The sequence below is a fragment of the Posidoniimonas corsicana genome (assembly GCF_007859765.1).
Lineage (GTDB): Bacteria > Planctomycetota > Planctomycetia > Pirellulales > Lacipirellulaceae > Posidoniimonas > Posidoniimonas corsicana.
In genome coordinates this window covers 354,145-374,268 of the sequence record NZ_SIHJ01000004.1, presented here as the reverse complement: position 1 = coordinate 374,268, position 20,124 = coordinate 354,145, and the positions used below count along the sequence as shown (strand labels likewise).

Genomic DNA, 20,124 nt, shown 5'->3' with positions numbered 1-20,124 from the left:
CCATGCCGACCACCGCCGCCCGATCGACGAAGCTGCGCTGCCACACCGGCGACCGGTCTGGCTTCACGCTGGTCGAGCTGCTGGTGGTGATCGCGATTGTAGGCGTGCTAATCGCGTTGCTGCTGCCGGCGGTACAGATTGCCCGCGAAGCGGCCCGCCGTGGCTCGTGCGCCAACAACCTCCGTCAGACCTGCCTGGCCGCCCAGAACCACCTGCAAGCCAATGGCGGCCTGCCGGCGGGCTCGGTCGCCAAGCCCCCGCCCGAAGACCTGGCGATCCGCGAGTGGACGTTCTTCCGCTGGTCGGCGCTGGCGCAGCTGCTGCCGCACATGGAGGGCGACTCGCTCTATCGGTCGCTCGACCTCACGCGCCCGCTGTACAAGAACCTGGGCGGCGAGGTAACGGACGAGAACGTGGCCGCCGTGCGGCAGGTAGTGCCCGAGTTCCTCTGCCCGTCCGACAGCCGGCTGCGGCTGCACCCCGACTTCGGGCCCACTAATTACGCGGCCAACACCGGCACGGGCGGCGCAAGCGGCTCGCCCCGCGTGACCGACGGCCCCTTCGCGGTCAACTCGAGCACCCGCCCCGCCGAGATTACCGACGGCCTCAGCAAGACCGTGCTGTTCGCCGAGAGCGTGCTGGGGGTCCCCGACTCGACTTCCCGAGACCCGCGGACCGACTACAAGTTCGTGTTCCGCGCGCCGCTGACCGAATCGATGTGCGCCGCCAGCGGGCAGTGGAACTTCAGCGACCCGCGCGGCTTCTCTTGGGCGAACGGCGAGTTCCGCTGCGGCCTGTACAACCACCACGACACGCCCAACTCGCCAACGCACGACTGCGTGTCGGTGCTGCTGGGGGGGTCGCACTCGCAGCGTTACACGCCCTACGGCTGGCGGGCCGCGCGCAGCCTGCACCCCAGCGGCGTCAACGCCGCCATGGCCGACGGCAGCGTCCGCTACGTGAACGACGCTATCGACTTGGCGGTATGGCAGGCGATGGCGACCATCCAGGGCGGCGAGGTCGAGTAGTCGCTCAGGCGAACCGGTCGGTTACCACGACCTCTTCCTTCGGAAGCTGCCCGCCGCGGGGCCGGGCGGGCTGCGCCGCCTTGCCGATCACCAGCATCATGCCGATCACGTGACCCTCGGGCAGGTTGATCAGCTCGGCCACCTTCTCCGGGTCGAACCCGATCATAGGGCAGCTGTCGTACCCCATGCTCTTGGCCGCCAGCATCAGCGTCTGGGCCGCGATGCCACAGCTGCGCATGACCTCGTCACGCTGCGTCTGCTCGCCGCGCGACTGGTAGAACTCGCGGATCATCGGCACGATCTGCTGCTGAGCCGACTCCGGCGCATTCCGCCAGTACCGCCCCGGGTCTTCGTCCCAACTGCGGAGGTCACCACAAAGCAGAAGGGTCAGCTGCGCCTCTTCGACCTGGGCCTGGTCCCAGGCGGCGGCGCGAACCTTCTTTTTCAGCTCGGGGTCCCGCACCACAACAAACCGCCAGTTCTGGATATTGAACGAGGTGGGTGACAGCAGCGCCAGGTCCAGCAGACGCTGCACGTCCGCTGCGGGCATCTCGAAACCGGCGTCGTAGTGCTTGACCGAGCGGCGTTGTTCGATCGCGGACAGGGTGTCCATTGGGGGTGTTCCTTGCTGGGAGAAACGGCGGGGGTTGGGGTGGCGCCGCAGATTATAGACGCGTCCCCCCCGCTGGAAACCGCCTCCACCAGGGGAGGCGGCGCCGGATAGTGCGGAACCTGGCGTCTGGCCGTACAATGAACTGCCTCGTCGGCGTTGGACGCCACGGCCCCCACCCGCCCGATTCCCCCACGACTCAAGGACGCGTCGCGTATGTCGTCAGCGAACGAGAACCCCCTGCGTCTGCGCGTGCCGGTGTTGCTGGTGCTAGTGATGTGGGCCAGCGCCATCTTGCCGACGCGGTTGACGCAGTTCAGCATGACCACCGTGTGGTTTTTGATGGTTGGTCTGGGCGGCGCAATGCTCGCGTACGCCGGATGGTGGCTCGCGTTCAGCCGGGTCACGGTGGCGGACCGCGTCAGCGGCGTGCTCCTGATGATCGGGGCGCTGGTGGCGGGAGTGCAGTTCACGTTCCACCACACGGCCGGCCAGTTCATGCCGATGCTGGTGCTGCTGTTGCCGGGGGTGTTCACCGCAGTCACGTTCGGGATGCTGCTGTCCAAGTCGCTCCCTTGGGGTATGGCGAGGTGGGTCGTGGCCGCGTGGATGCTGATGGCGGTGGTGGTTTGGTCCGGCGTCCGCGTCGACGGCAGCGACGGGAGGATGGCCCTCCAACTGTCCTGGCGGGGCCTGCCCACCGCCGAAGAGGTTTTCCTGGCGCAGCGAGGCCAGCAAGAAGGCGTTAGCGGCGTCAGCCTGGAGGAGTCGCAAGGAACGGTCACGCTCGCCGAGGGCGACTGGCCGTGCTTCCGCGGCCCGCAGCAGGACGCCGTGTACCACGGCCCCCCCTTCCCCACCGACTGGAACCTGCACGCCCCCAAGCAGCTGTGGCGGCGGCGGGTCGGACCCGGCTGGTCGTCATTCGCCGTGATCGGAGACCGGCTCTACACCCAAGAGCAACGCGGCGAGCAGGAGGCGACCGTCTGCTACAACGGCAACACGGGCGACGAGGCGTGGGCCGCCACGACAGACGCGCGTTTCTACAAGGTGGAGTCGGGCGTCGGCCCGCTAGCGACCCCCAGCTTCTACGAAGGCGCCATCTTCTCGTGCGGCGCGGCGGGCGCGGTGATGCGTCTGGACGCCGCGACCGGCGCCGTGGGCTGGCGCCGACAGCTGACCACGGACCTTCCCCGCGACACACCGCCCGAATGGGGCTTCGCAAGCAGCCTGCTGCTGGTCCCACACGACGGGGCCGCGTTGGCGATCGTCTACGTCGGCAACCCCGACCCAACCGGCGAGTCGTCAGACGCCGCCAGCCAGGCCGTCATCGCCTACCACAGCGACACCGGCGAGCCAGCCTGGACGGCGGGCGTCGGCAATCACGCGTACTGCACGCCGGTATTGGCAAGTCTGGGCGGCGTCGACCAGGTGCTGTGCGCGTCGAACGCCGGCCTCGAGTCGCTCGCCCCCGCCACGGGCGAGCGGCTGTGGTTCTACGAGTGGCCTACCGGCGAGTTCCCGCGCATCGCCCAGCCGATCATCGTCGACGACGAAACGGTCGTGCTGGCTTCGGGCTACGGGTTCGGCGCCCACGGCATCCAGGTCAGCCAGGATACCGGCGAATGGAAGACCGACACCCTGTGGCAGAGCCGCAACCTGCGCCCGTACTTCAATGACTGCGTGCATCACGACGGTTATGTCTACGGCTTCGACGACAAGTTCTTCACCTGCCTGGACGTCCGCACCGGCAAGCTTGCTTGGCCGAAGCGGACCCGCCGGCAAACACAGTTTGGATGCGGCCAGGTCGTGCTCGCGGAGCGGTCCGGCGCGCTGCTGGTGATGACCGAACACACGGGCGAGTTGGTGCTGCTTGCGCCGAGACCCGACGGGCCCCAGGAGCTGAGCCGCATGAAGGTCCTCGAGGGCAAGACCTGGAACCATCCGGTGCTCGCCCACGGACGGCTGTACGTGCGCAACGGGGTGGAGGCCGCCTGCTACCAGCTGCCGGCGCTCGACATCGCGACGCGTTCGACCGGCGATGGTGTATCGCGGTAGAATCCAGGGGCTGCGATGCGTTTCGCAACTGGAACCCGTACCGCCCAGCCCCGCGGCCGCGGCGCCTGCCGTGTCGGGCGGGGTTTAGTCACCGCACGCGTCGCCCCCACTACCCTCACGAACAGGATTCGATGATGGACCGAAGCTGCCTTGGGCCCTCACGGCGAACGTTTCTTCAGAACACGGCCCGGCTGGCGGCCGCTTCGGCGGGCCTGTCGGCGCTATCTAGCGAGGCGCTGGCCGACCTTGTCGCGACGCCACGGATGACCGAGGGCCCGTTCTACCCGGACCGCCTGCCGCTAGACACCGACAACGACCTGTTGATCGTAAACGACGCGATCGACCACGCGGTCGGTCAGATCACCCACCTGTCCGGCCGGGCGCTGAGCGCCGCGGGCGAGCCGCTCCGCAATGCGGTGATCGAGATCTGGCAGGTCGATAACCACGGCGTCTACCTGCACTCCGGTTCCGACGGCGCGGGCAATCGCGACAAGAGCTTCCAGGGCTACGGCCGGTTCCTGACCGACGCCAAGGGGCGGTACTACTTCCGCACCATCAAGCCGGTCCCCTACCCCGGACGCACGCCGCACATCCACGTAGCGGTCAGCCAGAATGGCCGCCGCGTGCTGACCTCGCAATTCTTCGTCAAGGGCGAGGCGCAGAACCAGCGGGACGGCATCCTCCGCGGACTAACCGAGGCGCAACGCGACCGCGTAGTCGTCGACTTCCGGCCGATCGAGGGCTCGAAGCTCGGCGAGTTGTCAGCCGAGTGTGACCTGGTGCTCGGGCACACGCCGGCCGAGAACGAGGAGGGCAAGTTCCCCGGCGTTGTGGCCCGGCCAGAATACGGCAGTGGGCGGGGCTCACGACGCCAACCCTGACGCACGCCGCTGCCGCTAGCGTCGCTCGGGTCGCTGCTCTCTGTCCAGCAGGGTATGGCGGTTACAATCGCCGGGACCGGGCCTCTCGCCCGCATCCCCCCGCGCACCGAAGGAGCGACGATTGTCATGGCGCACGCACACCCCTTCCGAGTCCTGGCGGCGGTCGCCGTTTCACTCATTGTCGCCCGGGCCGCGTTAGGTGTGGATGTCCACGGCCGGGTCGTTGACGATCACGACCATCCGGTCGCCGGCATGCAGGTGCTTCTTTGGTCGGTCCCCGATCGGGCCAACTTTGAGAGCAGTACGGACTGGCATTCTGCGTACTGCCAACACCGCAAAGAGTCGAAAGACTCCGTCCTATCGGCGACCAAGACCGACGACGCCGGCAGGTACCGCTTCGATGGCGTGCCCGCGCAGACTTACCTGATTCAGGCGAACCCCTGGGGCGACGCCTTCGAGTCGTCCGCGGCCAAGCCGGACACAGCGCCCAAGCTGCTCGCGACCATGGCCACCTGGGTCGACGCCACGGACGTTCGGCAGGAGCACCAAGCTAACGTCAGGGTGAGCGCCGGTCGGCGATTCCGTATCCAACTTGTCGACTCGGATTCAGGGAAACCTCTGGACTTCGACCAGCCATTCGCTGTTGAGTATGTTCCGCAGTACGGCGAAGAGCGGGTCGCCATGAGGCGCCAGTCGGCGCAGGTCAGTCAACAAGGTTGCGTAGAGTTACGCGCCCCCGCGGATGCGGTGAGGCTACGCTTGTCGCCGCCGCAGCCGATCGACCCCCACCGGACGTGGGGAGGTATTCTTGCGCCCGTCGATATTCCCTTAGAGTCGTCTGCAGAGTCGCAGCCGACCCCCGTGCGGGTAGCGGACGCGGTGGGCTGGCGACACCAGATCGGCTCGCCGCGCCAGTGATACATGCGCCACTAATTGCCACGGCTACCAACCGAGCAGCTCCCACCGCTGGCGCATCCGTCCAACGGGTACGGCGTCGGCGGCCGCAGGCAGTCGGGGCACAGGTGGCAGCCGCTGGCGGCTAGGCAACCGCCCGCAACCAGCAAGATCGCGGCGAGTTGCTTAAGCGGGTTCTTCATCCCGGATCCCCCTCCCTGGAGCTTCGACCGGCGCAAACGACCTCTTCCGTCCTGCAAATGGCTATCGGCAGTCGTACGGGCCCGCCTGTGTGGGCAAGACCCACATTGCAGCGATTGCCGCCCCTCGGTGCGCCGCCTAACCCAACCCCTCGGGCGGGGTGAACTCGCTGTCCACGAACGCGGCGCCGCAGCGGTAGCTGCTCTCGCCGACCCGCCGGCAGCGGCGGATGTCGACCTGCGCCTTCTTGGGCCCGGGCAGGACCAGCCAGTACTTGTGGCCTGGGAACAGCTGGACCGGCGAGAAGAAGCCAATGCCGTTCCGCGACACATCGTTCACGTACACGCCGTGGGTCTTGCCGTCCAGGAGCAGGATCGATCGGCGGCCGTAGGTGTAGCGTCCGTACGTCCGCCGCGAGTCAAAACGCGTCGGCGTGGTCGCGTTGTTCTGCCAGGACCGCCGGTCCTGCGCGGGGACCTCGGCGTAGAGTTCGGCCGCGGTCCACAGCGTGTCGATCACGCTCTGCTCATCACCTGCGTCCAGCATCGGACCATCTCCGTGTCAAACGCGCCGCCCGACTCGTCACGCAGCTTGCGGAACGCCTCCTCGGCGGTCAGCCTGCCGCCGCCGGGGGCGTCGGAAGTTAGTTCGTCGAACGTGTCCACTACCTTCACCAGCATGGCCCACGGGCAGATCTCGCTCTGGTCGATTCCGACCGGGAACCCGCTGCCGTCCAGGGACTCGTGGTGCTGGTACACCACGAGCAGCTGGCGCTGGTCGAGGTCGCTGTCGTCGAGCAGCTCCTCGAATCCGCGCTGCGGGTGCGAGAAGTGCTGTTCTTGCCGTTCTTCCTTGCTGAGCTTCACCTGCTCCTTGCCGCCGTCGCACCTCTGACCAAGGTCGTGCAGCATGGCCGCCACGGCCAGCCGGCGCAGGTCGTCTTGGTCGTCGAATCCCCGGGCGATGCCTAACAGCACGCTGTAGCAACAGACATTCGCCGCGTGCACCAGCCAGCGTGAACCGAACCGCGGGGCGTGGAACATCTCAACCGGGCAGACCTTCCCCGCGTGCAGCAGGTCGTAGACGTCCTCGGCGATCCGCTTGCACACCTCGATCAGCCGCACGGGCTTCAGCAGCCGCTGAACGGTCTCGACCTCGTTGGTGCGGGCGGCCAGCAGCAACGAGAACCGTTCGGCCTGCGACAGCCTCGTGTCGGACAGCACCGCCGAGGTCTTGCCGAGCAGCCGCTCGCCAAGCGTGACGAACTCGCGTTCGGGCACCAGCACCCGGCCCGCGCCGCCGTCGACAAGCCGAGCAAGCGCATCGTCGGACAGCTTGTGCCCGCGGTTGCAGAGCAGCTCGGGCGTGCGGGCGCCGTCCGCCAAGCAGTAGTACGACGCCAGCGCCTTGTCCGACATGCGCAGCAGCCCCGACGACAGCGCGAGGTAGCCGTCGGGTGTGCTGGTTGGGGTTGGCGTGGGGGCGAGCGTGGCCATGCTGCGTGCTCCTGGCGTCAGGATTATCTACCTGGAGCATAGAACACAGCGGGTAACCGAAGCATCTGAAGCGACCGGATTGTGGGCTTCGCTGCCACCAGCAGTTCGGCTGTTGCGGGTGGCGCTAGCTGGCGTCATTCGGCCGCCGTCGCGGCCGGCGCATCTGCTCCAACCCCAACAAGAACACGCCCCCTGCCGCAAAGCAGGGGGCGTGTGGTTGTCCGAATAGGTTGATCGCTTGGCGGGGCTGCCGCTAGCCCGCGGCGCCGAACTCGGGGCGGCGGCGGCCCAGCTGGCCCTGCAGCCGCTGCACGATGGCCGAGTGCATCTGGCTGACGCGGCTCTCGGAGAGGTCGAGCGTGGCGCCGATCTCCTTCATCGTGAGCTCCTCGTAGTAGTAGAGGATGATGATCAGCCGCTCGTTGCGGTTGAGGCCCTTGGTGACCAGCCGCATCAGGTCCGACTTCTGCACGCGGCGGGTGGGGTCCTCGCCCTTCTTGTCCTCGAGGATGTCGATCTCGCGGACGTCCTTGTAGCTGTCGGTCTCGTACCACTTCTTGTTGAGGCTGATCAGGTTGACCGCGTTGGCCTCCTGGATCATCTTCTCGAGCTCCTGGACCGACAGGCCCATGTGCTCGGCGAGCTCGATCTCGGTTGGGGATCGGCCGTGCTTGGCCTCGAGCTTCTTGACCGCCTCGTTGAGCTTGCTGGCCTTGCTGCGGACCAAGCGGGGCACCCAGTCCATGCTGCGGAGCTCGTCCAGCATGGCGCCGCGGATGCGGGGGACGCAGTAGGTCTCGAACTTGACGCCGCGGTCCAGGTCGAACGCGTTGATAGCGTCCATCAGGCCGAACACGCCGGCGGAGATCAGGTCGTCCAGCTCAACGCCGTCCGGCAGGCGGCTCCAGATCCGCTCGCCGTTGTACTTGACCAGCGGCAGGTACTCCTCGACGAGCTGGTTGCGGAGCGGTTTGCTGTCGGGGTTGGCCTTGTATTCTTTCCAGACCACGAGCATCTCGGCTCGGCGGGCCTCCTTGGCGGCCTGGCGTGCGTCGATGGCGTCTTGGTCTTGTGCGTTGGCGAACGTGGTTGCCATGCAATCCTCCATGATGAGCTATCCGCGCCGCGCTCCGTGCGGCCGCGGGCGTCGGCGGCAAGCCGACGCGTCTGGTTGTATCACCGCCGGCCGCGGCCGTAGGTGCTAGAGTCGATGCCTGTCACGCGGCCTCGGCGGGGTCCGCCTCGGCCAGTTGCTTCTCGAGTTGAGTCTTGACCGACTCGTCCACGACCGTCTCTGCGATCGCGCCGATCACGGCGCCCACCGCAGCAAATGCCGCCAGGCTCGCCACTCCCTGGAGGATCGTCCCATCGATCCCGGCCCCGTGCACGGCGCCACGCAGCAGCGCGACAATCATGCCAAGGCACCCCAGGTATCCGGCGTAGTCCCGCGCCATGAATCCGATCTCTGGTGGCGTCAAACTCGATCCAGTCGAGCCAGATTAACGCGCCCGGGCGCGGTAATGGCTCTTCAAGCTCTATCGGCTCGAGGACTGTCGTGGCTTGAGGCTTCATGGCAATTCGCTGCGGAAACTGTTTGAATCGTTTGCTTCTGCGTGGCGCCTACGCGGCGCGGGCCGCGGCGGGCCGGGCCGCCAGCTGCTGGGTCCACGCCTGGGCGTGCCGCAGCGACGCGCCACGAGCGTCGGCCGCCAGCCGCGGGTCGTCCGGCGACCACCCAACCAGCGGCATCTCACCGCCCAGGAACCGCCGGCAGGTTTCGTCCACGCGACGGTGCACAGACTGTGCGGTCGCCAGGTCGCCGGCCCGCGTCACGAGCAGGCCGATCGGAGTATCAATGCCCTCGCCACGGGCCAGCTTCGTGACGGCGTACGCGTCCAGCACCGCCAGCTTGTCGGGCGTGGAGACCAGCACCGCTTGCGTCGCGCGGCGCCACAGCGGCTCGGTCCACGGCTTGACCCCCACGCCAACATCCAGCACCACGTGCTCGCCCGCGGCGGTGAGTCCGTCCAGGTCCTCCAGCCAGCGGCGGACCGCCTCGGCGTTGGCGTCGGGCTGGGCGGCGGGCGCCCAGGCGCCGGGCACCAGCGACAGCCCCGCCTCAAGGTGGATCCGAGCGTCGGAAGTGCGGCATCCGCCCGACAGCACGTCGGCCAGGTCGCGTCGGCCGTCGATCGGGGCCTGCGCGACGTGCGCCAGGTCGGCCTGGCGGAGGTTGGCGTCAATCAGCAGCGTCGGTTCTCCCCGCGCGGCGAGCGCGCGTGCCAGCAGCAGCGAGGCCGTTGTCACGCCAACGCCGCCCTTGGCGCCCGCCACCACCACCAGCCGCCCGCGGCGGCCGCCTGTTGCGGCCGGGCCGTCCACCGGCTGCCCGGCGGCGACGCGGGCCGCGCGCACCAACTGGCGCAACGCGACCGCCTGATCCTGGGAGAGCCTGTTCTGGCTGTTCATCAAGCGGCGACCTCGAACAGGCGGTGGGCGAGGCTGCTCGAATCGGCGACCTGGATGTCGTCGGGCACGTTCTGACCGTCGGTCAGGTAGCTGATCGGCAGGCCGTGCGACTGTGTCACGGGCAGCAGGTGCCCCAGGCTGGTGGCCTCGTCGAGCTTGGTGTAGATCATCGAGGTCACGCCGGCCGGCGCGAACCGCTCGGCGGTGACCGCCAGGTTCCGCTCGCCCGACGTGCAGCTGAGCACCAGGCAGACCTCATCCGGCTGGGCCTCGCCGAGCATCGACTTGAGCTCTTGAATCTTTACATCGTCGCGCGGGCTGCGGCCGGCGGTGTCGACCAGCACCAGGTCGAGGTCCGCCAGGCGGGCGATCGCCTCGCGCATCTCGCGCGGCGTACTGACTACCTCCATCGGCAGGTCGATGATATCGGCGTAGGTGCGCAGCTGCTCGACCGCCGCTACCCGGTAGGTGTCGACCGTCACGAGCCCAACGCGGCGGTGCTCGCGGAGGCGGAAGTTGGCGGCCAGCTTGGCGATGGTGGTAGTCTTACCGACGCCCGTGGGCCCGACTAACGCCACGACCCTCCGCGCGTCCTCGGCGAGCCGGATGCCGCCGGTGACGGGCAGGCTCTCGGCGATAAGCCGCTCCAGGCGCCCCCGCAGTTCTTGGTAGTCGTGCGCGTGGGAATCGGGGGCGCCGCGGCGGGCCTGCTCCAGCAGCTTCCGGCAGGTGGCCTCGTCGATCCCGGCCTCGATCATGTCGGTGAACGCGTGGAAGCACGCGTCCGGCATCCCGCCGCCGTCGGGCGAACCCGGTTCCGCGTAGAGTTGCTTGACCCGCGCGCCGAGGTCGTCTAACTCGGTCGACGACTGCAACCGCACCGCCTCGCGGTACCGCGCCCGGTAGTCGGTTCCTAGCAGCGACGGCGCAGGTTCGGCCGCCGGTTCAGATAACTGGTCCGGCTCGCGGTCAGAGGTTTGCTCGGCAAACCGGCTCGGCACGTGGACCGTGGCGGAAGCGGCGACCTCGACCATCTTGCTCTGCAAAAAACGCCCCAGCAGCCCGCGGCGGACGTCACGCGTGTGCAGCACCGCCGCATCGGGCCCCAGGTCCGCCCGGATCAGGTCGAGCGCGTCCCGCATGTTCTTGGCGCGGTAGGTCTTGATGGACATGTCTGTGTGCAGGTGAAGTAGGGGGCGTGCAGCGATCGGTCGTGGTGGCGGGGTCTGTCGCTACGCGCTGGAAACCAGCCCGTGGGTGACGATGTTCGTGTCGCGTGTGACCTCGTTGAAACTCAGCACCACCAGCTGCGGCAGGTGCGACTCGGTCATCTGCTTCAGCGCGGCGCGGATCTGCGGGCTCACCAGCACGATGGGCGAGTGGCCCTGCACGGTTAGCTTCTGCAGCTCGCCGCGGAGGCTCTCCACCAGCCCCTCGATCTGCTGCGGCGCCATGCGGATGAACAACCCGCGTTCGTTGTGCTCGAAGCCGCCGCGGATCGCGTCCTCCAGTGTCGGGTCGACGGCGACCACGTGCAGCTGGTTCTCTCGGTCGCGGTACCGGGTGCAGATGTGCCGCGCCAATCGGTGCCGGACAAACTCGGTCAGCAGCACCGGGTCCTTGGTCTTGGCGCCGTTGTCGCCGAGCGCCTCGAGGATGGTCGAGAGCTGCCTGATTGAAACCTGCTCCCTCAGCAGGTGCTGCAGCACGGTCTGCACTTCCGCCAGGGTCATCACCCCGGGGATCAGCTCGTCAACAACGGTGGGCGAGGTTGCTTTGAGCTCGTCGATAAGGTGTTTGGTGGCGTCGCGGGTCAGGATCTCGTCGGCGTGCCGTCGGCAGATCTCGGTGAGGTGCGTAGCGAGCACCGCGCCGGGCTCGACCACGGTCCAGCCGAGCATCTCGGCCTCGTCCTGGCGGCCGGGCGAGATCCACTTGGCGTCGGTGCCGAAGGCCGGGTCCTTCGTGTCGACGCCCTCGACCTGGCCGGTGGTGAGGCCCGAGTCGATGGCCAGCAGGCTGCCGGGCTCGACCTCGTCGGTGGCGATCGGCATGTCGGCGATCTTGATGCGGTACTGGTTCTGCTCCAGCCGCATGTTGTCGCGGATGCGGACCTTCGGCATGATCACGCCGATGTCGGCGGCCACGTTCTGCCGCACCCGCTGCACGCGGTCCAGCAGGTCGCCGCCGCGGTTGGGGTCGGCCAGTCGGATGAGCCCCACGCCCAGCTCGAGCTCCATCGGGTCGACCGCCAGGTAGTCCTCGACGCGCTCTTCCTTGGGCGCGGCGGCCTCCTTAGCTTCGGCCTGCTCCTTGGCCTTGTCGACCTCGACCGTCTTGCGGCTGAGAACGTGCGCGAGCCCCAGGCACGACAGGCCGAGGGCCGCCACCGGGATGCGGGGCATCGGCGTAAAGATCAGCACGCCGAGGAACGCGCCGGTGACCATCAACGCCTGCGGCCGCGAGAACAGCTGCCCCAGGAACTCCTGCGGAAGGTTAGATTTTTGCGAGCTGCGGGTGACCAGCAGCGCGGCCGCCAGCGAGATCAGGAACGCCGGCACCTGGCTCACCAGGCCGTCGCCGATGGTCAGACGCGTGAAGAGCGAGCCGGCCTCGGCCAGCGACATGCCCTCCTGCGCGACGCCGATGATTAGGCCGCCCAGCACGTTGACCACGGTGATGATGATGCCGGCCACGGCGTCGCCGCGGACGAACTTGCTGGCGCCGTCCATGGCGCCGAAGAAGTCGGCCTGCTCGGTGATCTCCTCTCGGCGGGCCTTGGCCTGCCGCTCGTCGATGATGCCGGCGTTCAGGTCGGCGTCGATCGCCATCTGCTTGCCGGGCATGCCGTCGAGCGCGAACCGCGCCGCCACTTCACTGATGCGGGTGGCGCCTTTGGTGATCACCACGAACTGGATGATGATGATGATCGAGAAGATGATCAGGCCCACCACAATCCGGTCGCCGCCGGCGACGAAGTCGCTGAACGCCATGATCACGTCGCCGGCCGCGTGCTCCTTAAGGCGCGGCGCGCCCGTCAGTATGAGCCGCGTTGTCGCGACGTTGAGCACCAGCCGGGCGAGCGTGGTCGCGAGCAGCAGCGACGGGAAGATGCTGAATTCCAGCGGCGTGCGGACGTAGATGGTCGTCAGCAGCACGATGACCGACACCGTGATGTTGGCCGCCAGGAGGACGTCCATCAACGCGGGCGGGAGCGGCGCCATGATCACCAGCACGCTGGCGATAATGGCTACCGGCAGGATCAGGTCTTGGGCACGGCGGAGCCATCCTTGGTCCGCTGCGGCGCCACTGGCCATAGTTCAAAACTCCAAGCTCTCCGCGTCGCCATCCGTGGCGGCGCCTATCCAGTGGAAGAGGGCGGGACGTTACCCAACCGCGTCGGGGGTGTCCAGAGCAGGCCTTAACAATGGGTCCGGCGCGGCCCGGCGTCGGGACGCGCCGCTAGCACGGCCGGCGATAGCGGACCGCCCTAGCCAGAATGCCCGTGCAGGAGCGGATCCGCTCCGGATGTCAAGCACTTGAAGCCGCCGGCGCCTCGCGGGATACTCGACTGCTGAAACCAATGACAGCGTCGTCGACAGGCGCGTCTTCACCTTGCAATAACGAGGCCCCCCGATGAAACGAGCGAAGATCACCATTGTTGGCGCTGGCAATGTAGGCGCCACCTGTGCCCACTGGTGCGCCGCCGCCGAGTTGGGGGACATCGTGCTGTTGGACATCCCTGGCGACTTCGCCGACATGCCCCGTGGAAAGGCGTTGGACCTGATGCAGGCGTCGCCGATCTTCGGCTTCGACTCCAACGTGGTGGGCACCAACGACTACGCCGACACCGCCGGCAGCGACGTCGTGGTCATCACGGCCGGCATCCCCCGCAAGCCCGGCATGAGCCGCGACGACCTGCTGGCCACCAACGCCAAGATCATGACCAGCGTGTGCGAGCAGGTGAAAGCCACCAGCCCCGACGCCGTGGTAATCGTGGTCAGCAACCCTCTGGACGCCATGGTCCAGCAGGCGCAGAAGGTCACCGGCTTCCCCCACCAGCGGGTCATCGGTCAGGCGGGCGTGCTCGACACGGCCCGCTACCGCACGTTCCTCGCCATGGAGCTGGGCGTCAGCGTGGAGGACATCTCGGCCCTTTTGATGGGCGGCCACGGCGACACCATGGTGCCGATGCCCAGCTGCACCTCGGTCGGCGGCATCCCGGTCACGCAGCTGATCGACCCGAAGCGGCTAGACGAGATCGTCGACCGCGCCCGCAAGGGCGGCGCCGAGATCGTTGGACTCTTGAAGACCGGCAGCGCCTACTACGCCCCGGCCGGCGCCACCGCCCAGATGGTCGAGGCCATCATCCGCGACAAGAAGCGGCTCATCCCCTGCGCCGCCTACTGCGACAAGGAGTACGGTGTCGGCGGCTTCTACGTCGGGGTGCCGGTAGTCTTGGGCACTGGCGGGGTTGAGAAGATTGTCGAGCTCGAACTCACCGACACCGAGAAGGCCGCTTTCCAGAAGAGCGTCGACGCGGTCAAAGAGCTCGTCGAAACGATGGCCACCCTCGTGTAGGCAGCTAGCGGCGCCAGCACGGCTGGCGCCGCCTGGTGTGCTTGCGTATCCCGCGGCCCGCGTTTCCGTTGACACCCTCAGCGGACTGATTTATTGTCGCCCTTCGCGGTTGCTGAAACCGGTCGACGACGCCCTCGTGGCTGTCGTCGGCCGCACCGAGCGTACCCCACCGAGGTGACCATGACCCCGCCACAATAGCCGGCGCCGCGTCCTCCCCGCCCGCCGACCCTCCGCGGCCGGCCCCTCCCCCGCAACGCGACGACAGACCCACAACGCATGAACCGACTCACCACCATGCCTTCTCTGCCCGCCATCAAGCTTGCGTTCACCGCCACGACGCAGCGTCCCGCCGAGGACCGGGTCCAGCTGTACGAGCCGGTTGGCGAGGAATCGCCGATCGCGACCTTCGTCCCCCAGAACTACGAACGCAACTACGCCTACCCGCTGGTCGTGTGGCTGCACGGCCAGGACCAGAACGAGTGCGACCTGCCGCACGTGATGCGGCACGTCAGCACCCGCAACTACCTGGCGGTCGCCCCCCGGGGCGCCGAGCCGAGCGACGAGGTGGAGGGCGGCTACGCCTGGTCCGACACGCCGGACGGCGTCGAGGCCGCCACCGAGCGTGCGTTCGACGCGATCGAGCAAGTTACCTCGCGCTTCAAGGTCCACGACGGCCGCGTCTTCCTGGCGGGCGTCGGCGCCGGCGGCACGCTAGCCGCGCGGCTCGCGCTGCGTCACCCCGGCTCGTTCGCAGGGGTCGCGACCTTCGACGGCGCCCTGCCGACCGGCAACGCCCCGCTGGGCCGCGTCAACGAGCTGCGCACGCTCCCCATCCTGCTGGCCGGCAGCCGCGAGAGCGAGTCGTACCCCGAGGAGCAGCTCTGCTCCGACCTGCGGCTCTTACACTCCGCCGGCGCGACCGTGAGCGTCCGCCAGTACCCCGGCGGCGACGACCTCACCACCGCCATGCTGGCCGACTTCGACCGCTGGATGATGGAGATCGTTTGCGGGGCTGCGGCCAACGTGTAGCCGCGGAGCCGCTCCGCAGGCGGCTGTCGCTGCTTCCGTCCGGCGAGCACCGCGCACTGCCGCGGGTAGCACGTCCGGGCATCGGGCCTTATCGTGAGGGCTTTCCCGCCCTCTAGCTATGGACGCCCGCAACGTGAAGACCCTCATCAAGAACGCCCAGGTCGTCCTGCCCGACGAGGTCGCGCAGGTGGATGTCGTGATTGAGGGCGCGCGGATCGCCGACATCGCGCCCGCCGCGCAGCTGGCGGTCGACGAGACCATCGACGCCGCCGGCCTGCATCTGTTGCCGGGCGTGATCGACGACCAGGTGCACTTCCGCGAGCCGGGGCTGACCCACAAGGAGGACCTGGAGCACGCCAGCCGGGCGTGCGCCAAAGGCGGCGTCACCACGTTCCTGGAGATGCCGAACACCAACCCGAACACCATCACGGTCGACCGGCTGCACGAGAAGCTCGAGCTCGCCAGCGGCAAGTGCCGCGTCAACTACGGCTTCTACATCGGCGCCACGCCGGACAATGTCGCGGAGTTGCAGGCCGCCGAGCGGACGCCGGGGATCAAGATCTTTATCGGTTCCAGCACCGGCAACCTGCTGGTCGACGAGCAGGCGGCGCTCGAGCGGATCTTCGCCGAGACCACCCTGCCGGCCACCGCGCACTGCGAGGACGAGACCACCGTCCGCGCCAATGCCGAGAAGTACGCCGGCACGTCCGACGTCGCGGACCACTCACGGATCCGCGACCACCGCGCCGCGCTGATCGCAACCAAGCGGGCGATTGACCTCGCCAAGCGTCACAACCACCGCTTCCACGTGCTGCACGTGTCCACCGGCGACGAGACCGACCTGCTGGCCGACCACGGCGGCCTGATCACCGGCGAGGCCTGCCCCCACCACCTGTTCTTCAACACCGGCGACTACGAGCGGCTCGGCACGCTGGTGCAGATGAACCCCTCGCTCAAGACCGCCGAGGACAACGAGCGGATCTGGCAGGCGCTCCTCGACGGCCGGCTGCAGATGATCGCCACCGACCACGCCCCGCACCAACTCAAAGAAAAACAACAGCCCTACCCGCAGTCGCCGTCGGGCCTGCCGGCGGTCGAGAACTCGCTGGCGCTGTTGCTCAACCAGGTCAACCAGGGCCGGTGCAGCCTGCAGCAGGTCGCCCACTGGATGTGCGACGCGCCGGCCCGCGTGTGGGACATCGTCGGCAAGGGCCGGATCGCCACCGGCTACGACGCCGACCTGGTGCTGGTCGACCTCAACAAGACCGCAGTCATCCTTAACGAGGACCAGCTCACCAAGTGCGGCTGGAGCCCCTGGGACGGCGAGTCGCTGACCGGCTGGCCGGTCCGCACCTGGGTAATGGGGCAACAGGTGTTCTGCGACGGGAAAGTAGATGACTCGGTCCGCGGCCGCGAGGCGACCTACGACCACTCGCGGGGCGGCTACTGGGCCGGGTAAGATAGGGCGTTTGTTCACCGGCCGCCCAGTCCCCTCCGCACAACATGCCCCGCTCCGATTCCCAGTCCGACGGCCCAGCCCCCACTGGCTACGCCGTGGTGACTGGCGCCTCGTCCGGCATCGGGCGGGCGATCTCCGAGCACCTGCAGAGCGCTGGGTGGCAGGTCGCACGCGTCGACTGCAACCCGGGCAGCGGTCCCGCGGCGGACTCGACGCGGTTGCTTGACGTGTCGCAGCAGGAGGCGTGGCTCTCTCTCGAGTCGGATCTCCGCGAGCGCTGGCCGCGGATCGACCTGCTGGTCAACTGCGCCGGCGTGCTGGTTGGCGGCGATCTGGTGGACTGCCCGCTGGAAGCGGTCACCCGGGTGGCGGATGTCAACGTGAAGGGAGTCCTGATCGGCTGCCGGGTGCTGGGGACCTGGCTGATCGAGAGCGGCCCGCAGCGGCCCGCCGGGCTGCGGCCGCGGGCGGGGATTATCAACGTGTCGTCGATCTTCGCCGCCGTGTGCCCGCCCGGCTTCGCCGCCTACAACGCGTCCAAGGCCGCGGTGCTGGCGTTGTCGGAGTCGTTGCGGGGAGAGCTGGCGCCGCACGGGCTCAACGTCACGGTAGCGGCGCCCGGCGTGGTCCGCACGCCGCTGTTCCGCACCTGCTGGTTCGCCACCGACGCGTACCGCTCGGCGGCCGGTCGGTTCTACGAGCTGGCTCAGCTCGAACCCGGCCAGGTGGCGGCCGCCGCCCTGGCCGCGGCTGAGCGGGGCAAGCTGCTGTGCGTTGTAGGAGGCCGTGCACGCAGGCTGTGGCTGCTCAAGCGTCTGTTCCCCTGCGCCGTCCAGCGCTACGCGGCGCGTCGGTCGCGGCGGGAGCTCGGTTCGCCTTCACCGCCCGCGGAATTCGCGGCGTCGACGCCGCCACCAACCGAGCGGGACACGACCCAAGTGGGCTAGGATGCCGATCAACCCTCACGAGTTTCAATCGATTGTCGTGCTGACCGGCGCAGGCGTGTCGGCCGAGTCCGGCATCGCTACGTTCCGCGACAGCGGCGGCTTGTGGGAGCAGCACCGAGTCGAGGAGGTGGCGTCGCCAGCCGGATTCCGCCGTGACCCCGAGTTGGTGCACCGCTTCTACAACCTGCGGCGTCGGCAGTTGATTGCTGAGGCGCGACCCAACCCGGCGCACGCCGCACTGGCTCGGTTCCAGCGCGACTTCCCCGGCGAGCTGCTGCTCGTCACGCAGAACGTCGATCACCTGCACGAGGAGGCCGGCGCGACGCGTGTCGTGCACATGCACGGCGAGCTGCTCAAGCAACGCTGCACGCGGTCGGGCCAGGTGAGCGACTGCCGCGAGGATCTCTCCACCGGGTCGCTCTGCCGATGCTGCCAGACACCGGCCCCGCTGCGTCCGCACATCGTGTGGTTCGGTGAGACGCCGCTCGAGATGGAGCTCATCGACCGCGCGCTGGCAAGCTGCGACTTGTTTGTAGCAATCGGGACCTCCGGCCACGTCTACCCGGCGGCAGGCTTTGTCGACGCCGCCCGAGCAGCGGGCGCCAAGACCGTGGCGCTCAATCTCGAGCCCTCCGCCAACAGCCATTGCTTTGACCTCCAAGAACTAGGCCCCGCGTCCGAAGTCGTGCCGGCCTTCTTCACCCCCAACGCCTGACCATGCTGCACCTCAAATCCGAGACCGACGAACGCTGGCTCCGCCAGGTGGACGAGTCGCTCGAGCTGATCCTGATCGACCACGCGCACTGCGAGAAGAAGGCGGCCGGCACGGCGCTCAACCTGATCTTCGCCTACGTGGAGAACCAGAACCTCTGCCGCGAGATGACCGAGATCGTCAACGAGGAGCTCGAGCACTTCCACATGGTGGTCGAGCTGCTGGAGAAACGCGGCACGCCGCTGCGGCGGCTCAAGCCGAGCGCGTACGGACGCAAGCTGAACGACCTGGTCCGCAAGCAGGAGCCCCAGCGGGCGGTCGACCGCCTGCTGGTGGCGGGGCTGATCGAGGCCCGCAGCTGCGAGCGGTTCCAGGCCCTCGCCAAGCGGGTGCGGGAGCCTGAACTGGCGGAGTTCTACCAGAGCCTGTTCGAGTCGGAGGCCCGGCACCACACGACCTACACCCGCCTGGCCAAAGACTTTGCGCCCGATGCGGAAGTGATGGCCCGACTGGACGAATTGGCCGGGATCGAGGCCCAAATCTTGGCCGAGGGGGAATCGGCCCCAAGAATGCACAGCTGACGCACGAAGAGGTTTTTTGTAGAGTGGACTGCCGGCGGGCGGCTCCGCCTTCACCGAATCTGAACCAGATTTTAACCCCCACCGCACTCAGACCTCGCCCAACCCTCATATTTTTCGACGATACTGCCCGACAGGCAGATCCCCGAGTGGGTCGGCCTGGGCCCGGCCGTCAGGGAACGCCGCGGGCCCTGGGACTACCGTCGGAAGCGCGCCCAGCGGGCGCCGACTCGTGTGAGGAGATGGCGTCGTTTGTCTAGCCTGAAGAACCTTTCCGAGGAGAGACACATGTCCGATTGCCAGGGATGGAACGGGCGGGTGGTGCGGACGCTCTTTGTGAGCGATGTTCACCTGGGCTGCCGGCACTCGCAGGCCGAGCCCTTCTTGGAGATGCTCGAGCAGTTCGAGCCCCGCGAGCTGTACATCGTCGGCGACTTCATCGACGGCTGGAAACTCAAGCGCCGGTGGCGGTGGCTGCCGGTCTACGACCGGATCCTGCAGCGGCTGATGGACCTCCGCCGCCGCGGCGCCCAGATCTACTACACGCCCGGCAACCACGACGAGTTCCTCCGCGGCTTCCTCGCCAATTTCGGCGTTGTGGAGATCAAGGACCGTTTTGTCCACCGCACGGCGGACGGGCGGCGGTTCCTGGTGATGCACGGCGACCAGTTCGACACCATCGAGCAGAACGCTCAGTGGCTGTCGTGGACCGCCTCGTTCGCGTACGACGTGCTGCTCTCGACCAACTGGCTGGTCAACCGTCTCCGGGGCAAGAAGGCCGACCCCTACGCCTTCTGCGGCATGGTTAAACGCCGCGTCAAGCGGCTGGTGCGGCACGTCAGCGAGTTCGAGGACCAGCTGGTCGAGTCGGCCCGCGACGCCGACTGCGACGGCATCATCTGCGGGCACATCCACGCCCCGCGGATCGTCGACGTCGATGGCCTGGCGTACTGCAACACGGGCGACTGGGTCGAGAACTGCTCGGCGCTAGTCGAGTACGAGGACGGCGGCTTCCACCTGCTCCGCCGCGACGGCAGCGTCATCGACGAGCTGCCCGCGGTCGGCGCCGCCCGCAGCAACCCGCAGGCCGCGCAACCCGCGGCGGGCGCCGGTTGTGAGGACGACGAGGCCCAGCCGGCCACGGCCGCGCTGCTCGCGGGAAAATAGGAGGGCTGGGCGGG

General features: G+C 68.1%; 18 protein-coding genes and 1 pseudogene. 11 read left to right on the top strand and 8 right to left on the bottom strand.

Features of this window, described 5'->3' with window-relative positions:
* Positions 1-2 precede the first annotated feature (2 nt).
* Positions 3-1,028, top strand: coding sequence for a DUF1559 domain-containing protein (locus tag KOR34_RS22915; RefSeq protein WP_146568453.1), 1,026 nt, complete (start codon positions 3-5; stop codon positions 1,026-1,028).
* A 4-nt stretch (positions 1,029-1,032) separates the two neighbouring features.
* Here KOR34_RS22915 and KOR34_RS22910 read toward each other — a convergent pair whose 3' ends face one another.
* A complete protein-coding gene (locus tag KOR34_RS22910; protein WP_146568452.1) occupies positions 1,033-1,641 on the bottom strand; it encodes a nitroreductase family protein in 609 nt (202 codons plus the stop codon).
* Between the two features lie 213 nt (positions 1,642-1,854).
* Here KOR34_RS22910 and KOR34_RS22905 point away from each other — a divergent pair, with 213 nt between their 5' ends.
* From KOR34_RS22905 to KOR34_RS22895, 3 genes are all read left to right on the top strand, one after another.
* Positions 1,855-3,696, top strand: coding sequence for an outer membrane protein assembly factor BamB family protein (locus KOR34_RS22905; protein ID WP_146568451.1), 1,842 nt, complete (start codon positions 1,855-1,857; stop codon positions 3,694-3,696).
* 134 nt (positions 3,697-3,830) lie between these two features.
* Positions 3,831-4,577: a dioxygenase family protein gene (locus KOR34_RS22900; RefSeq protein WP_146568450.1), complete on the top strand. Its 747-nt coding sequence runs from the start codon at positions 3,831-3,833 to the stop codon at positions 4,575-4,577.
* Between the two features lie 126 nt (positions 4,578-4,703).
* Positions 4,704-5,495 (top strand): carboxypeptidase-like regulatory domain-containing protein, encoded by a 792-nt coding sequence (locus KOR34_RS22895; RefSeq protein ID WP_197531679.1) that lies wholly within the window; start codon positions 4,704-4,706, stop codon positions 5,493-5,495.
* Between the two features lie 315 nt (positions 5,496-5,810).
* Here KOR34_RS22895 and KOR34_RS22890 read toward each other — a convergent pair whose 3' ends face one another.
* From KOR34_RS22890 to flhA, 7 genes are all read right to left on the bottom strand, one after another.
* The gene (locus KOR34_RS22890; RefSeq protein ID WP_146568448.1) at positions 5,811-6,218 is read right to left on the bottom strand and encodes a PilZ domain-containing protein; all 408 of its coding nucleotides are present in this window, start codon (positions 6,216-6,218) and stop codon (positions 5,811-5,813) included.
* A complete protein-coding gene (locus tag KOR34_RS22885) occupies positions 6,188-7,168 on the bottom strand; it encodes an HD-GYP domain-containing protein (protein WP_146568447.1) in 981 nt (326 codons plus the stop codon). The genes KOR34_RS22890 and KOR34_RS22885 overlap by 31 nt, the downstream gene beginning before the upstream one ends.
* 253 nt (positions 7,169-7,421) lie before the next feature.
* A complete protein-coding gene (locus KOR34_RS22880; protein ID WP_146568526.1) occupies positions 7,422-8,183 on the bottom strand; it encodes a FliA/WhiG family RNA polymerase sigma factor in 762 nt (253 codons plus the stop codon).
* 202 nt (positions 8,184-8,385) lie between these two features.
* Entirely contained in the window at positions 8,386-8,622 is a 237-nt protein-coding gene (locus tag KOR34_RS22875; RefSeq protein WP_146568446.1) for a hypothetical protein, read from the bottom strand.
* 166 nt (positions 8,623-8,788) lie between these two features.
* Entirely contained in the window at positions 8,789-9,637 is an 849-nt protein-coding gene (locus tag KOR34_RS22870; RefSeq protein ID WP_146568445.1) for a MinD/ParA family ATP-binding protein, read from the bottom strand.
* Complete coding sequence (gene flhF, locus KOR34_RS22865; protein WP_146568444.1) at positions 9,637-10,809, bottom strand: flagellar biosynthesis protein FlhF; 1,173 nt, start codon at positions 10,807-10,809, stop codon at positions 9,637-9,639. Before flhF ends, KOR34_RS22870 begins: the two co-directional genes overlap by 1 nt.
* 60 nt (positions 10,810-10,869) lie before the next feature.
* Positions 10,870-12,954, bottom strand: coding sequence for a flagellar biosynthesis protein FlhA (flhA, locus tag KOR34_RS22860; RefSeq protein ID WP_146568443.1), 2,085 nt, complete (start codon positions 12,952-12,954; stop codon positions 10,870-10,872).
* A 319-nt stretch (positions 12,955-13,273) separates the two neighbouring features.
* Here flhA and mdh point away from each other — a divergent pair, with 319 nt between their 5' ends.
* From mdh to KOR34_RS22825, 7 genes and pseudogenes are all read left to right on the top strand, one after another.
* Entirely contained in the window at positions 13,274-14,218 is a 945-nt protein-coding gene (gene mdh / locus KOR34_RS22855; protein ID WP_146568442.1) for a malate dehydrogenase, read from the top strand.
* A 276-nt stretch (positions 14,219-14,494) separates the two neighbouring features.
* The gene (locus KOR34_RS22850; protein ID WP_146568441.1) at positions 14,495-15,247 is read left to right on the top strand and encodes an alpha/beta hydrolase; all 753 of its coding nucleotides are present in this window, start codon (positions 14,495-14,497) and stop codon (positions 15,245-15,247) included.
* A 118-nt stretch (positions 15,248-15,365) separates the two neighbouring features.
* A complete protein-coding gene (locus KOR34_RS22845) occupies positions 15,366-16,706 on the top strand; it encodes a dihydroorotase (protein WP_146568440.1) in 1,341 nt (446 codons plus the stop codon).
* Positions 16,707-16,750: 44 nt separating this feature from the next.
* Positions 16,751-17,440, top strand: a pseudogene (locus tag KOR34_RS27245) (SDR family NAD(P)-dependent oxidoreductase); the annotation flags it as partial.
* A 52-nt stretch (positions 17,441-17,492) separates the two neighbouring features.
* Entirely contained in the window at positions 17,493-18,368 is an 876-nt protein-coding gene (gene cobB, locus KOR34_RS22835; RefSeq protein WP_146568438.1) for a Sir2 family NAD+-dependent deacetylase, read from the top strand.
* Positions 18,369-18,370: 2 nt separating this feature from the next.
* Entirely contained in the window at positions 18,371-18,946 is a 576-nt protein-coding gene (gene miaE / locus KOR34_RS22830; RefSeq protein WP_146568437.1) for a tRNA-(ms[2]io[6]A)-hydroxylase, read from the top strand.
* A gap of 285 nt (positions 18,947-19,231) precedes the next feature.
* A complete protein-coding gene (locus KOR34_RS22825; protein WP_146568436.1) occupies positions 19,232-20,110 on the top strand; it encodes a UDP-2,3-diacylglucosamine diphosphatase in 879 nt (292 codons plus the stop codon).
* Positions 20,111-20,124: the final 14 nt, after the last annotated feature.

Bases quoted from the DNA above. Each gene is read 5' to 3' on its own strand.
- KOR34_RS22915 (WP_146568453.1), top strand. From the start codon at position 3: ATGCCGACCACCGCCGCCCGATCGACGAAGCTGCGCTGCCACACCGGC.
- KOR34_RS22910 (WP_146568452.1), bottom strand. From the start codon at position 1,641: ATGGACACCCTGTCCGCGATCGAACAACGCCGCTCGGTCAAGCACTAC.
- KOR34_RS22905 (WP_146568451.1), top strand. From the start codon at position 1,855: ATGTCGTCAGCGAACGAGAACCCCCTGCGTCTGCGCGTGCCGGTGTTG.
- KOR34_RS22900 (WP_146568450.1), top strand. From the start codon at position 3,831: ATGGACCGAAGCTGCCTTGGGCCCTCACGGCGAACGTTTCTTCAGAAC.
- KOR34_RS22895 (WP_197531679.1), top strand. From the start codon at position 4,704: ATGGCGCACGCACACCCCTTCCGAGTCCTGGCGGCGGTCGCCGTTTCA.
- KOR34_RS22890 (WP_146568448.1), bottom strand. From the start codon at position 6,218: ATGCTGGACGCAGGTGATGAGCAGAGCGTGATCGACACGCTGTGGACC.
- KOR34_RS22885 (WP_146568447.1), bottom strand. From the start codon at position 7,168: ATGGCCACGCTCGCCCCCACGCCAACCCCAACCAGCACACCCGACGGC.
- KOR34_RS22880 (WP_146568526.1), bottom strand. From the start codon at position 8,183: ATGCTCGTGGTCTGGAAAGAATACAAGGCCAACCCCGACAGCAAACCG.
- KOR34_RS22875 (WP_146568446.1), bottom strand. From the start codon at position 8,622: ATGGCGCGGGACTACGCCGGATACCTGGGGTGCCTTGGCATGATTGTC.
- KOR34_RS22870 (WP_146568445.1), bottom strand. From the start codon at position 9,637: ATGAACAGCCAGAACAGGCTCTCCCAGGATCAGGCGGTCGCGTTGCGC.
- flhF (WP_146568444.1), bottom strand. From the start codon at position 10,809: ATGTCCATCAAGACCTACCGCGCCAAGAACATGCGGGACGCGCTCGAC.
- flhA (WP_146568443.1), bottom strand. From the start codon at position 12,954: ATGGCCAGTGGCGCCGCAGCGGACCAAGGATGGCTCCGCCGTGCCCAA.
- mdh (WP_146568442.1), top strand. From the start codon at position 13,274: ATGAAACGAGCGAAGATCACCATTGTTGGCGCTGGCAATGTAGGCGCC.
- KOR34_RS22850 (WP_146568441.1), top strand. From the start codon at position 14,495: ATGAACCGACTCACCACCATGCCTTCTCTGCCCGCCATCAAGCTTGCG.
- KOR34_RS22845 (WP_146568440.1), top strand. From the start codon at position 15,366: ATGGACGCCCGCAACGTGAAGACCCTCATCAAGAACGCCCAGGTCGTC.
- miaE (WP_146568437.1), top strand. From the start codon at position 18,371: ATGCTGCACCTCAAATCCGAGACCGACGAACGCTGGCTCCGCCAGGTG.
- KOR34_RS22825 (WP_146568436.1), top strand. From the start codon at position 19,232: ATGTCCGATTGCCAGGGATGGAACGGGCGGGTGGTGCGGACGCTCTTT.